Origin of the sequence: Paenibacillus qinlingensis, assembly GCF_031455095.1 — a bacterium.
Taxonomy (GTDB): domain Bacteria; phylum Bacillota; class Bacilli; order Paenibacillales; family NBRC-103111; genus Paenibacillus_E; species Paenibacillus_E qinlingensis_A.
Genome location: NZ_JAVDSB010000006.1, coordinates 123,729 through 137,655, shown reverse-complemented (window position 1 = coordinate 137,655; position 13,927 = coordinate 123,729). Strand labels below are relative to the sequence as shown.

Sequence of the window (13,927 nt, the reverse complement as noted above, 5' to 3'; positions counted from 1 at the left end):
GTTTGCGGTGCCGCCGCGGGGCGGGCGGCGGCTCGAACGCTGCCCAGCGAAGCGGTGCGGGGGGCTTCTGGCGGATTAGCTGTAGAACCTACAGCTAATTTCGCCCCTTTCCGCCAAAAGCGCCGACTAACTGGAAAAACTCCAGCTATTTCAGCCGATTTTGGCCATTTCACCGAATTCCCCTTGAATTACCTGTAGGAAATCCAGTTATTCTCTTCCAGGTCGCCATTTCGGCAAAATTAGCTACAGAAAATCCATCTTTGCAGCGGGGATGTGGCTGCTTAGGGCCATAAAAGTAGAAAAGGCACCCTACGGGTGCCCATCATCATCCATTACTAGCTACTCCAGTATCGCCTGACGAGCAGCCTCTAGCGCGCCTACTACTTTATCGCACCAGACATCGAACTCGGGATCTTCACGCTGCAGCTCTGGATTAGCCAAAATGTTCGCAATCGTTCGCTTCATCCCCTGATCGAACCGTGTTGTAGCTACGAATTCAGGTACAAGCCGTTTTAGCTTCGAATTGTCAAAAACAACGGAATTGGCCTTGTCTCCAAGCAACCCACCCCGATAGTCCTGCGCACTGCAAGCATCCAAGAACTCAGACGCTACGTGTACGGCATGCAGCTTCACACCTAGCGCATCTGCGATAGCTTCATAAATCTGATTCCAAGTTAAAGTTTCATCCGACGTAATATGAACTGACTCTCCAATGGCATGAAGATTGCCCATAAGACCAATAAAACCTTTAGCAAAATCACTATTGTGCGTCATTGTCCATAAGGATGTACCGTCACCATGAATGATGACAGGCTTATTCGCCATCATTCGCTTCGCTACTTGCCAGCTGCCTTTTGTGCCGTGCACACCGAGGGGGATCGAACGCTCATCATAGGTATGACTAGGACGAATGATCGTGATGGGAAAACCTTGCTCTCTATATTGTTTGATCAAATATTCTTCACATGCGATTTTGTTTCTGGAATATGCCCATAAAGGATTGGATAATGGCGTGCCTTCCGTGATGCGATAATCGGATAACGGTGTCTGGTAGGCAGAAGCTGAACTTATGAAAATGAATTGCTTCGTCTTCCCCTGAAACAGTCTATAGTCCCGCTCCAACTGAGACGGTTCAAAGGCAATGAAATCGGCCACGACATCGAACGATAAGTCCTCAATCAGCTTCGCAACGCGTTCCTCATCGTTAATATCCGCTTGCAGGATACGCGCACCTTCTGGTAAGTCTGCATTGCGTGTGCCTCGATTCAATAGATATAGCTCACAGCCCGCAGCAAGCAATTGCCTCGTAATCGCCGAGGAGATCGTCCCCGTTCCGCCAATAAATAGTGCTTTCATTATGTCCCCTCCATTACTAAATGTACTACGCCTTATTCATCAAGACTGCATCTGTCAGTTGTTTGTACTCCCCGTACCACGCATTCCACATCTCCTTGCGCGAAGTAACGGTTCTTCCCTCCAACAACGCCTCAATCACATCCAAACAGACATGCCAACCAGCCAAATCTCTTGGGGTGTGCTCGGTAATTCTATGTAAAAATTCACTAAACACGAAGAGACATCCGCCGTCTGGCTCCGCTTGAAGTTCGAAACGAACGCGATCCTCGTCCCAGGTGAATGCGAGTACACGATGTGTCGTCAGCTCAAGAATCTCCATGGGAATGGACGTCTCGTCTGGCATGTGAAAATGAATCACGCTGCCAACTCGCAGCTCCTCCACTTCAAGCTCGGGAAACCATTGTGTAAGCTTATCGTTTTCCGTCAACCATGACCAGACTGCCTTCACATCATGCGGCCAATGACGCTCATATCGAGCTACATATCCACCTTGCACGGGTTGCAGATCAGCTATCATACGATGCCTCCTCTATCTTTGTTCTATCTCAAAAGCATATCCAATTGCTTACTTTCATCTTACCTGTAGATGCCTGTTCAATCAAGAAATGGAAACTAGCTACGATGTTTCTAGTACATCGAAAGACTTTCGTAAGGTTTTGGAAAGAGTCCTGCATGATGTCTCTAGTAAGATAAGCGTATGAAACTTATGGGAGGTACACATATGAACAAGTTGAACAAGTTAACTAACATACAACCCGTTGTCGAAGTACGCCATTTAACTAAACGGATTCGAACTAGGAGCATTGTGGATCAGATTACATTTGATCTATTCCCAGGCGAGGTCTTCGGCTTCCTCGGGCCTAATGGCGCCGGTAAAACAACAACCATCCGCATGATGGTGGGCCTCATCGGCATGAGCGATGGTGATGTGACTATTAACGGCTACAGTATTCGCACAAGCTTCCGTGAGGCAATTCAGCACGTCGGCGCGATTATCGAGAATCCCGAGCTCTACAAGCATCTCACCGGGATGCAAAATCTAAAGCAATTCGCTCGCATGGTAGAGGGCATTCCGCAGAGCCGCATCGATCAGATCGTGCAGCTCGTCGGGCTGACAGCCCGCATTCACGACAAAGTGAAGACCTACTCGCTCGGCATGCGCCAGCGGTTAGGGATCGCCCAGGCCCTGCTCCATAAGCCCGCCGTGCTTATCCTCGATGAGCCGACCAACGGTCTTGACCCCGCGGGCATTCGTGAAATGCGCCAGCTCGTCCGCAAGATGGCCGCTGAAGAAGGCATCGCTGTGATGGTGTCCTCTCATTTGCTTGCTGAGATGGAGCAAATGTGCGACCGTTTTGGCGTCGTCATCGATGGTCGTTTACGTACCACATTCTCGCTTGCAGACCTGCAGTCCCAGACGGACTCACAGACACTTGAAGAGACATATATCCGCTTAACGGAGGTCGCCAACTATGCGTAATTTCACCAAACTCGTGCAAAATGAAGGGATTAAGATCTTCACCAAAATCGGAACTTGGGTAATGATTGCCTTCATTCCAATCCTTGTTATCGCGGTAGCCCTGCTTTGTAAATATGCGAATGAAGATGAGCTTGCTGCGAACAATGTGTGGGAGTTCTTAGACCTGTGCCTTTCGGCCATTCCCAATCTCATGGATATTGTCACATTATTTACGATTATCGTCGCCGCGGGCATTGTGGCCTCCGAGTTCTCCGGCGGTACAATTAAATTATTGCTCATCCGTCCCTTCAGCCGCTCTACAATCTTACTTTCCAAATTTGTGACTGTCCTATTGTTCGGGCTGGGTCTTATGCTATTGCTTGTACTGACCACGATTCTTGCAGGTGGCCTGTTTTTCGGATGGGACGGTGCTTCCGAGCTTCATACCGGGGCTGCGTTCTCGAATGCCGCTTATTCCTGGAAAGCAATTGGTTACAGCGGCATCGAAATGATCGTTATGGTCACACTTGCCTTCATGTTCTCTTCTGTGTTTCGTGCAAGCTCCATAGCCATCGGAATTTCCTTGTTCTTTTTATTAACCAGCGGTCAGTTAGCTTATGTTCTTAAACAATTTGAATGGTCCAAATTTCTGATTTTCGCCAATACCAACTTATTGAGTTATGTGGACGGTAGGCCGCTAATAAGCAGTATGTCGTTATCTTTTTCCTTGATAATGCTAGCCTGCTATCAACTCCTATTCCTCACGCTAGCTTGGTATGTGTTCGCCAAACGTGATGTTTCTATATAAACCACATCCATTTCAATATAAGCGGACAAAGCAGTATACTGGAAGCATATGACATAAAGGTGGAACTCACATGCCTAATCACATTTTGCTTGTAGAAGATGACCCGGCTATTGCTGAAATGGTCCATAACCACTTAACCAAAGAGAGTCTCACCGTTCGGCATGCCCCTGATGGGGAGGCGGCGCTGCGGCTCTTTGCCTCGGAAGCTTTTGACATGATACTGCTGGATCTGATGCTGCCTGGGGTTGATGGCATGGAAGTGCTGCGGAGGGTGCGGAGCGGAAGTACGGTGCCTGTTCTCATTTTGTCCGCGAAGGATAGTGATGTTGAGAAAGCATTGGGTCTCGGCTTTGGAGCTGATGACTATTTGGCGAAGCCATTCTCCCTTATTGAATTGTCCGCACGTGTCAATGCAATTCTGCGGCGAGCGTCCCAATATGCCAATCCTTCAGTTACACAGGCTGATCAGGCCCTCTTGCACATCCATGAACTAACACTTCATCCCGATGAGCATCTCGTGACCAAAAACGACACGCCCCTCAACCTCACGGCCAAGGAGCTGCTGATCTTAAAGCTGTTGATGTCTCATCCCAAACGGGCCTTCTCCAAGGAGCAAATCTATCGCTCCGTTTGGAACGACGCTTACTATGACGATGTGAATGCGATTCAGGTCCATATCTCACGCTTACGGGAGAAAATTGAGGACGATCCTGCACACCCGCGGTACATCAAGACCGTATGGGGGATTGGTTACAAAATGGGGGATTTCTGATATGCATATTGTGTGGCCCTGCCTGTGTATCCTTCTTGGGATCATTATCTTCATTCAATGGAAGACCCGAATTGACCAATCGCGTCATCTCCGCTATTTGCAGACGAAACTAACCGATATTCTCGAACAGGAATCTTCCGAAAAAGTTCATCTCCATACCAATTCCACGCAGCTCCAGCACTTACTCATTGTCATAAACCGACTCCTCGATGCGAATCGCAAAGTGGAAGCCGACTATACCCGCATGGAAAATGCGATTAAGAAGATGGTTGCGAACATGTCACATGACCTGAAAACGCCGCTTACGGTTGTGTTGGGTCTGACAGAGACCCTTGCACATGACCTAACGGCCAGCGAGGAGGAGCGGAAGCGACTCTCCCTCAAGGTTCATGAGAGAACGCTCGACATTCTGAATCTGACGAACCAGTTTTTCGATCTAGCACGTCTGGAATCCGGCGATCGTCCCCTCTCTTTATCCAAAATCAATCTGAGCGAGGCTTGTCGGAACAGCATTCTTTTCTACTATGAACTAATTGAATCACATGGACTCGAGGTCCATGTCACGATACCTGAAACGCCGATCTATGCCTATGGCAATGAGGAAGCACTCGGGCGAGTACTGCAGAACCTGCTCTCCAACGCCATTCGTTATGGAAACGATGGGGGTACGATTGGCATAGCATTACGACAGGATGAGACTAGCGTCTATATCGACGTGTGGGATCAAGGCAAGGGTATTCATGAGCGCGATCGTATGAACGTCTTCGAGCGGCTTTACACGTTGGAGGATTCTAGAAACCAGACTTATCAGGGCAGCGGCCTAGGTCTCACGATAACGAAACGATTAGTTGAACTCATGGAGGGGAATATTTCCCTGCACAGCATACCCCATGTGAAAACCGTATTTACGGTACGTTTTCCACTGATCCGCTTTTGAAAGGAGCCCGAAGTGATGAGCTTTATTCTGCAAACCAAACAATTGTCTAAACGGTACAAAAAAGCCGAAGTTGTCTCCAATGTCAACATGCATGTTCGTCGTGGCGAGATCTACGGTTTCCTTGGTCCTAATGGTGCGGGCAAAACAACGGTGATGCGTATGGTTACGAATCTCATCCCGCCTACTAGCGGAGAGATTGAATTATTCGGGTCTCCACTAACCCCCCGCTCTTACGAAACGATGAAACGAATGGGAAGCATTATTGAATATCCGATCTTCTATGACCATCTGACTGCACGCGCGAATTTGGAGCTGCACTGCGAATATATGGGCTATTACGATAAAAATGCGATTCACGAAACACTGGATCTCGTTGGACTATCCGACATTGGCAATAAGCCCGTGAAGGATTTCTCACTAGGTATGAAACAGCGTCTTGGCATTGGCCGGGCCATCTCTACAAAGCCCGAACTGCTCATCCTCGATGAGCCTGTGAATGGCATGGATCCATCGGGGATTCGTGAAATCCGCGATCTATTTCGCATGTTGAGCAAAGAGTTTGGCATGACCCTGCTTATTTCTAGCCATATTTTACAGGAAATTGAGCAATTAGCTGATACGATCGGTGTCATCAACCATGGCAGACTGCTCGAAGAGGTCTCCATGGAACAGGTTCGAGGACGGCATAACGAATATACCGAGATTGTCGTGACCGATGTGCCGCGGGCTGTACTTGTTCTGGAGGATAAGCTGGCTATCGTTAATTATAAAATCATGGACCACAGCGCCATACGTATCTATGATCCCCGCGTTGCACCTGTGGAGCTGAATCGCTTACTCGTCCAACATGAGATTGGCGTTGAAGCGCTGAACAAGAAGACTCGCTCGCTCGAAGATTATTTCCTCGGGGTCATTGAAGGAGGAAACCGTGATGCTTTGGAAGCTCATTAAGCTGGAACTGAAGAAAACGAAGTGGCGCGGACTACTGCTTAGCGCCGTGATTACCAATCTCATGGTAGCGCTATGGGTTGTGAGCAGCGACGTACCGAACAATGGCGTCAGAAGCTATGACCGCGTTTTCCAGAGTATTATGAACTATTCGGGAGTTACCTTCATCATTTTCGCTTCCGTATTGATGTCACGAATGATCATTGATGAATATCGCAACAAAACGATTACCCTACTCTTCGCTTACCCTGTACCTCGGAAGATGATCTTCTTGGCTAAATTGATCATTATCGGGACTTGGACATTCGTCACGGAGTTACTCAACAATATTTTCGTGGTGATCTCACTTCTGATTGCCAATTCACATTACCATTACATTACCGAACCGCTCACTACCGAGCGGCTTCAGCAAGAAGCGATTCGCATGCTGATTTTCGCTTTCGCTTGCGCAAGTGTAGCGTTGATTCCCCTTTATTTGGGTATGATCCGCAAAACAATGCCTGCCTTAATCATAAGTTCCTTTCTTCTATCGAATGCCGCCATGGTTATTGTCAATAACCTCTCAGTTGAAGATGGCTATGGAAACTTCGTGATGGCAGCCTTATTGTGCTTTGCACTCGGAGTTCTTATGGCGTACGCGGGTGTGCGGAGGAGCCAATTGTAGATTGGCTCTATTCAGCTATATACACAAAATAGGATAAACAACCAAATTTATTCGTTTGACAGTACTTTACATAAGCTTCTATAATAGTTCGCATACGAATTATTCGCGTGCGAAATTTAATTGGAGGAAGGAATGAACATGGACGATCAGCAACAACAGCGTACACTCGAAATCATTCAGTCCGCACGAGAGGTCAAACAAGCTTTTCATCAGGTGATGAGTAAAGCTTACCAACATTTGAACGTCACACCGATTCAATCATTCGTCCTTCGAAAGCTAAATGAGAAGCCTGGCATCACGCTATCAGAGCTAGCCGAATACATTCAATTGAGCAAAAGCACGACGAGCGGCATTATCGATCGCATGGTTAGAGATCAACTGGTATCCCGCGAACAATCCAGCACAGACCGCCGGTCGGTCACCCTTACGCTGCTAGACAAAGGCGAGCAGTTGCTTCAACGCGTGCGAGAAAACCAAGTGGAGCGCATGTCTCCGCTCTTGCAAATGTCGGATGAAGAAATCGACAGTTTGCTTCGTATTCACCAAAAAATTGTGCGCATTCTGCACCAAGAACTGGAGGAAGATTCTACGTATGAGTAATGCTGTTACGAACACCCTACGAAGAGGCCCGATCGTCGCATCCCTGCTGATCGCGGCTTTTGTTGCCCTATTAGCTCAAACCTTGCTAAATGTTGCTTTGCCGAGCATGATGAAGGATTTAGATGTCAATGAAAACACCATTCAATGGTTAATCAATGGTTATATGCTCGCGAACGGTGTTCTCGTCCCGATCAGTGCCTTTTTGATTTCTCGCTTTACGACGCGAAGGTTATTCTTAGTCGCATCTGGATTTTTCGCACTAGGCACCATCATTTGTGCCTTCTCCCCAGGCTTTAGCCTTTTATTAACCGGGCGTCTCGTTCAAGCGGTCGGCGCTGGTATTCTCATGCCGCTGATGACGATTGTGTTCCTAACGATTTTCCCCGTAGCTGAACGCGGGAAAGCCATGGGCCTTATGGGGCTTGCTATGATTTGTGCACCTGCCATTGGACCGACTTTGTCTGGGTGGGTTGTTGAGCATCATTCTTGGCGTATGCTGTTCTATATTATTTTGCCATTATCTTTATTTGCATTGGTTTTCGGCGCTTTTTCCATGAAAAATGTGATCAAAACGTCTACACCTAAATTCGATATTCTTGGCGTCATTTTCTCTACGCTTGGTTTCGGTGGTTTATTGTACGGATTTAGTGATGCTGGATCCGATGGTTGGGGCAGCACTACGGTTGTGAGTTGCTTAATTATTGGCGCGCTAGCTTTACTTCTATTCGTATGGCGCGCGCTTAAAATAGAGAAACCACTTCTCGAGCTTCGCGTGTTCAAATACAGCATGTTCTCCTTAACTACTGTCATTAATGTCATCATTACGATGGCGATGTTTTCTGCTATGGTCTTGCTACCGATCTTCTTACAAAATATCCGTGGATTCTCACCATTAGATTCTGGACTATTGCTTCTGCCTGGTGCCATCCTGATGGGCATTATGTCCCCAGTGACGGGTATTATTTTCGATAAAATCGGTGGACGTTGGCTCGCGGTTATCGGTTTGACGATTACAACGATTACAACTTTTGAATTCAGTCACCTTACTGTGGATTCTACGTATTCCCATCTCATGCTGATTTACACGCTTCGGATGTTTGGTATGTCCATGCTGATGATGCCAATTCAAACAGCAGGCTTGAATCAACTGCCAAGACGCTTGAACGCGCATGGTTCGGCCATGTCCCAGACACTGCGAAATGTCGCTGGTGCACTCGGTACAGCCATTCTGGTTACAATTATGACGAATACGGCAACTTCCCGAGCGAAAGATCTTGTTGTAGCAGGTAAAATCGATCCAAAAGACGCAGCAGCTATGGCTGACGTTACGCATCATGCCACGGTATATGGGATCAATTTCTCTTTTGAAATCGCAACATGGATGACGCTCGCCGCGCTGGTGCTAGCCTTCTTTATTAGAAAGACTACGCCAGCCGAAGAACCTAATGTTGATAAAGCAGCCTAAAGAAGACGCGATTTATTTTACAAAATAGAACGACAAAAAAGCTCATCTGTGAAGATGAGCTTTTTCTACTATAATCTTTCGTTTATGATAAATTACTATTGGCGATACTCACAACCCTATCGGGTCTAAGGAAAAATTGTCAAACCACTTTAGTGTTTACTTTTTTTCACAAAATTAAATATAAATAAATTGACAAAAAACGAGATAAATAGACATAATGAAAGTGAAACGATAAATACTGGGGTTACTCTAGATTTTTCAAATATAATTTTTTGCAATTTCATGGTAGCGAAGGGGGATTGCTTTGAGCAATGTATCTTTAATCTTGGAGTCAAAAAAGAGATGTGAAAAGCTAGGTATTAATCCACGGGGGATTCCCACCTTTTCTAACATTTTATCAGAAGTCGATTTGACTCTCAAACGAGCTGAATACGAAGAAATATTATCCGTTATTACTTTTTTTGTTCATAAAATGCTAGAGCTCATGAAAGGGATACCTGTCCTAATCTTAATCACGGATGAGAATGGCTGCGTGCTGGAAATGGCCGGAGATGAAGCGATTAAGAGCGTGATCGAGCAATCGGGCATTACGGTTGGTCTCGTATTCAACGAACATGAAGCAGGAACCAACAGCGTTAATTTAGTTTTGGAACATTGTCAGCCGTTTCAACTTATTGGGAACGATCATTATTACGAATTTTTGGGGTATTCTGCCTGCTATACCGTACCCTTCAAGCATTCAGATGGCAACAAATTGCTCGGAACGATATCGATCATGACAGCGATTGATCAGCATAATCCATTTTTATTGGCGATGCTATGCACAGTCGTAGATTCTATCGAAAGAGAACTCATGCTGAAAAAGCAAAATAGGCGATTGCACATTTTGAATCAGGTGGTCATCGAAACAACAAGAAACGGCATTATTATTACTGATCGTGATGGGATCATTACCGAGTTTAACAAGTTTGCTGAAATTTTAACAGGTTCCAAAAAACAGGATGTCATTAATAAACCTATCCCGGATGCCAAAACAAATGATTTCATTCAAGAGGTTCTTCAAACGGGAAAAGAATACGAAGATATGGAATTGATGCTTCTCCCTCAGAAGGGGCAAGACGAGCTGGTTTGCCTGTTCGACGCCTTCCCTATTCGCGATGAGAATATGCAGATCATGGGTGCATTTGCGCAGTTTCGCGATATCACGGAGCGTTATCATACGCAAAAGCAGATCAATTACTTGGCCTATCATGACGATTTAACTGGTTTACCGAATCGAAGATTTTTTACCCGGCATATTGATGAATTGCTGAGACACGGGATACAAGAAAAAAGTATCTTTGCCGTCATGTTTCTTGATCTGGACAGCTTCAAGAAGATTAATGACACGCTAGGTCATAACAATGGTGACACACTCTTGAAGCTAGTTGCCGAGCGTCTAAAAACTTGCTGCCATGCGCCTAATCTATTGGTTTCAAGAATGGGTGGGGACGAATTCACGATCCTCGTGCAAGAGATGACGGATCATACAGAAGCCATTCATGTTGCGGAAGTAATAATAAAAGCATTTGAGAAACCGTTTGCAGTGGAAGGCTATGAGTTCTATATAACAGCTAGTATCGGTATTGCGTTCTATCCTCAAGATGGCATGAATGGCGAGATGCTGATGAAGAACGCTGACATTGCTCTTTACCGTATGAAAGAAGACGGAAAGAACAACTATAACATTTTCAAACCTAGCCCTAACAGCAGCGGTATTGAACAGCTTACATTGGAGAATTCGATCCGCAAAGCGTTGCGCGAAGAGGAATTCGTGTTATATTACCAGCCCCAAATCGATACGCTGACAGGAAACATTATTGGTACCGAGGCGCTCGTTCGCTGGAATCACCCTACACTCGGCTTGGTCCCTCCAGCTAAGTTCATCCCGATTGCGGAAGAAACAGGACTCATTGTCCCCCTTGGGGAATGGGTACTTAGAACCGCTTGCATTCAAAATCAAATATGGAAAGAAAAAGGATACCCTCCTATGAGCGTATCGGTCAATCTTTCTTCTCGCCAATTCTCAAAGCAGAATCTGGTAAAGACGATAACAGAGATTTTACACGAAACTCACATAGATCCCCAATACCTTGAGCTTGAAATTACGGAGTCGATGACTATGAATGTTGAAGTCGCGATTGAGGTACTCGGAAGACTGAAGGAATTAGGTATACAAATTTGCATCGACGACTTTGGGACAGGCTACAGCAATCTCTACTATTTAAAATTGTTCTCCATTGATCGGTTAAAGATTGATCAATCCTTTGTCAGGGATATTATGACGGATTCGAATGACGCAGATATTGTAGCTACAATAATTGCTATGGCCCATAACCTTGGAATTGATGTAATCGCAGAAGGTGTAGAAACTAAGGAACAATTGGATTTTCTGCGTAGTCAGAACTGCCATGAAGTACAAGGTTTTTATTATCATCGACCATTACCTGCAGAACAAATTGAGCAGTTGTTGATGAAAACAATGGAAATCGATACCAAATTGTAAAGGTGATATGATGAAAAAGAGAGTGTATACATTATTAGTCGAGCATTTTAAAAATTGGGGTATTTCTCACGTATTCGGCATTCCGGGGAAGTCTATTTCCCCGCTGATGCTGGAACTTGACAATTACGGAATTGAATATGTGCTAGGTCGCCACGAAGCCGGATGCGGGTTTGAAGCGTCAGGTTATGCACTAGCGAAAAAAACGATGGGAATTGCGATTGGTACTTCCGGACCTGGAGGAACGAATCTAATTCCAGGCGCGGGGCATGCCAAAGAGTTCCAGTTACCTGTATTATTTATCACCGGACAGCCTTCGATGCAAGAGACTGGACGTGCTTTAAGTCAGGATTCAAGCCAATTTTCAGTAGATTTGGTTAAAATGTTCGAACCCGTGACCCTCTTTAGTGCTCGCGTCGAGCGAGCCGATCTTCTTTACTTATACCTTAAACATGCCTTGGAAAAAGCCTACACAGGTGAAAAAGGTCCCGTTCATCTTTGCATCCCATTTGATGTGCTGATGGAGGAAGTGGATTCCTTCTATTTGCCTTTGCCGGACCACATTTCACCACTTGTATCGCCTGATATTGATAAAGCCGTATCCTTAATAAATGAGGCTAAGAAACCTGTTCTCTTTCTGGGCAAAGGTGCCGTAGCAGCAGAAACATACACCCAAGTGCGGATTATTGCCGAACATTGGGGAATTCCTGTCGTAACTTCAACGGGTGGGAAAGGGGCATTCTCCACTAACCATCCCTTATACTTGGGCGGATATGGCCTCGGCGGTTCGATAAATGCGACAGCATATATGAAATCGGGCATTGACTTGATGATCGTTGTTGGCAGCAAATTGTGCGACATGTCTTTATCCGGATTTACGGCTGACATGGAGCCAGAGAGGGTATTGCAATTCGAGTATGACCTTACGTTCGCAGGTAAGACCCTTCAAGCACCAACGCAAGTCATCCTAGGCGATATCGCATACAACCTGAATCATCTCATTATGCAAAGCGGAGCATCCCTCAAAGAGCATGAAGTGCTAGCAGCTCGTGCAGAAGCAGCAGCAACGACCGCTCCAATGGAAACCGCTTTGTCAGCGGGGGCGGCGTTCAGAAGTTTGCGGTCTGTGCTTCCGAAAGAGGCGGTTATCTTCGGAGATGCAGGGAGTCACTCTTTTCATGCTGTGCAAAATTTCGAAATCATCGAGCCTGGGACATTCTTTTTGGCTGAAATGTTCATAACCATGGGGGCAGCGATCGGCTTTTCGATCGGCGCGAAAATTGGCATGCCCGAACGCCCTGTCGTCTGTGTGACCGGCGACGGCTGCATGATGATGCACGGCACAGAAATATCGACAGCTGTTAACCATGGGATTCCGGTTATTTTCTTTGTTTTGAATAACGGTCGGTTAGATATGGTAGAAAAGGGTATGTCTTATAACACAGGACGGTCCGTTGGAGCTATCTTTGAGCGACCACTGGATGTTAGCTTATTTGCCCAATCTATGGGAGCACTTGCGTATCGCTGTGAAAATGAAACAGACATTACGAACGCGGTTCAGTTAGCTTTGCAGTCCAATACAGCTACGGTCATCGAGGTAATGGTTGATCCGCTGGAAATTCCTCCGATTCTTACTAGATTGCTTAGCTTAGATTAAACTTACCACCAACAATGAAAAGAGGATCGTACGATGTCGAAGATAGCGGTCATGGACAGCCACTTGGCCTCCCATCTCGAAATTCTAACAGGCCCTAAGATTAGAGAAATTATCGAAATCGTTTATCATATTAGCTTAGATGACATCTCCGCTAACGGTGAAGGCAGTATATTAGCCTTATACCCACTCGAAATCATGGAACCTATTAGGCAATCATTTGGCATAGACCCTGCCTCTACGGATCACGATGCTGAAATCATGTCTATGACCAAGGTAGAAGCTATGGATAGATATCTGTTATCCTATGGACCTACGATAATAGGTGAAGAGATTCGAAGTCTCATCAATGACATTTTCGGTGTCAATTTAGCAGGAATCGCTACTTTGGATAACGCTAGGTTATCCATCTTTTCGAAAGGTCAATGGATTGTACAAGACCCTGCGGATCTTATAAGTCTCAGTACTGGAAAAGGCGATATTGATGTAACCATCAGCGCTACAGATTACTATAAGAACACAATAGGAATCGATCAATTCCCCACCGAACTTCATGACTTCTTACTCACACTAGGATTTTCTTATCATTTAGAGATGCAAAATTATCATTATTCAAACCCAGCAGGTCAATCTATTCCAGAAGCTTTCAAAGGACAATTAATCGGGAAGCTTGTAACCGTTATAAAAGACTATTATTAGATAGCTGATTACGAAATGTAAAG

At 45.7% G+C, this 13,927-nt stretch carries 12 protein-coding genes and 1 pseudogene; 11 read left to right on the top strand and 2 right to left on the bottom strand.

All coding sequences use genetic code 11. The features are described from left to right. Positions 1 to 339: 339 nt before the first annotated feature. Both J2736_RS18020 and J2736_RS18015 read right to left on the bottom strand, forming a co-directional pair. Positions 340 to 1,356, bottom strand: coding sequence for an SDR family oxidoreductase (locus tag J2736_RS18020; protein WP_310499978.1), 1,017 nt, complete (start codon positions 1,354 to 1,356; stop codon positions 340 to 342). Positions 1,357 to 1,381: 25 nt separating this feature from the next. Beyond that, complete coding sequence (locus J2736_RS18015) at positions 1,382 to 1,873, bottom strand: SRPBCC family protein (RefSeq protein ID WP_310499977.1); 492 nt, start codon at positions 1,871 to 1,873, stop codon at positions 1,382 to 1,384. A gap of 231 nt (positions 1,874 to 2,104) precedes the next feature. On the opposite strand from J2736_RS18015, the pseudogene J2736_RS18010 reads away from it, so the two are divergent. The 11 genes and pseudogenes from J2736_RS18010 to J2736_RS17960 all read left to right on the top strand — a co-directional run. After that, positions 2,105 to 2,803, top strand: a pseudogene (locus J2736_RS18010) (ABC transporter ATP-binding protein); the annotation flags it as partial. A gap of 25 nt (positions 2,804 to 2,828) precedes the next feature. Then, the gene (locus J2736_RS18005) at positions 2,829 to 3,623 is read left to right on the top strand and encodes an ABC transporter permease (protein ID WP_310499976.1); all 795 of its coding nucleotides are present in this window, start codon (positions 2,829 to 2,831) and stop codon (positions 3,621 to 3,623) included. Positions 3,624 to 3,693: 70 nt separating this feature from the next. Next, positions 3,694 to 4,395 carry a response regulator transcription factor gene (locus J2736_RS18000; protein WP_310499975.1) on the top strand — a complete coding sequence of 234 codons (702 nt, stop codon included), beginning with the start codon at positions 3,694 to 3,696 and terminating at the stop codon, positions 4,393 to 4,395. 1 nt (position 4,396) lies between these two features. Continuing rightward, positions 4,397 to 5,332, top strand: coding sequence for a sensor histidine kinase (locus tag J2736_RS17995; protein WP_310499974.1), 936 nt, complete (start codon positions 4,397 to 4,399; stop codon positions 5,330 to 5,332). Between the two features lie 15 nt (positions 5,333 to 5,347). Then, positions 5,348 to 6,283 carry an ABC transporter ATP-binding protein gene (locus J2736_RS17990; protein ID WP_310499973.1) on the top strand — a complete coding sequence of 312 codons (936 nt, stop codon included), beginning with the start codon at positions 5,348 to 5,350 and terminating at the stop codon, positions 6,281 to 6,283. Beyond that, entirely contained in the window at positions 6,264 to 6,944 is a 681-nt protein-coding gene (locus J2736_RS17985; RefSeq protein WP_310499972.1) for an ABC transporter permease, read from the top strand. Before J2736_RS17990 ends, J2736_RS17985 begins: the two co-directional genes overlap by 20 nt. A gap of 138 nt (positions 6,945 to 7,082) precedes the next feature. Then, positions 7,083 to 7,544: a MarR family winged helix-turn-helix transcriptional regulator gene (locus J2736_RS17980; RefSeq protein WP_310499971.1), complete on the top strand. Its 462-nt coding sequence runs from the start codon at positions 7,083 to 7,085 to the stop codon at positions 7,542 to 7,544. Next, positions 7,537 to 9,009, top strand: a complete 1,473-nt coding sequence (locus tag J2736_RS17975; protein ID WP_310499970.1) for a DHA2 family efflux MFS transporter permease subunit — start codon at positions 7,537 to 7,539, stop codon at positions 9,007 to 9,009. Before J2736_RS17980 ends, J2736_RS17975 begins: the two co-directional genes overlap by 8 nt. 472 nt (positions 9,010 to 9,481) lie before the next feature. Then, positions 9,482 to 11,554 (top strand): EAL domain-containing protein, encoded by a 2,073-nt coding sequence (locus J2736_RS17970; protein ID WP_310499969.1) that lies wholly within the window; start codon positions 9,482 to 9,484, stop codon positions 11,552 to 11,554. A 7-nt stretch (positions 11,555 to 11,561) separates the two neighbouring features. After that, positions 11,562 to 13,208: a thiamine pyrophosphate-binding protein gene (locus tag J2736_RS17965; protein WP_310499968.1), complete on the top strand. Its 1,647-nt coding sequence runs from the start codon at positions 11,562 to 11,564 to the stop codon at positions 13,206 to 13,208. 33 nt (positions 13,209 to 13,241) lie between these two features. Further along, complete coding sequence (locus J2736_RS17960; protein WP_310499967.1) at positions 13,242 to 13,904, top strand: hypothetical protein; 663 nt, start codon at positions 13,242 to 13,244, stop codon at positions 13,902 to 13,904. Positions 13,905 to 13,927 lie beyond the last annotated feature (23 nt).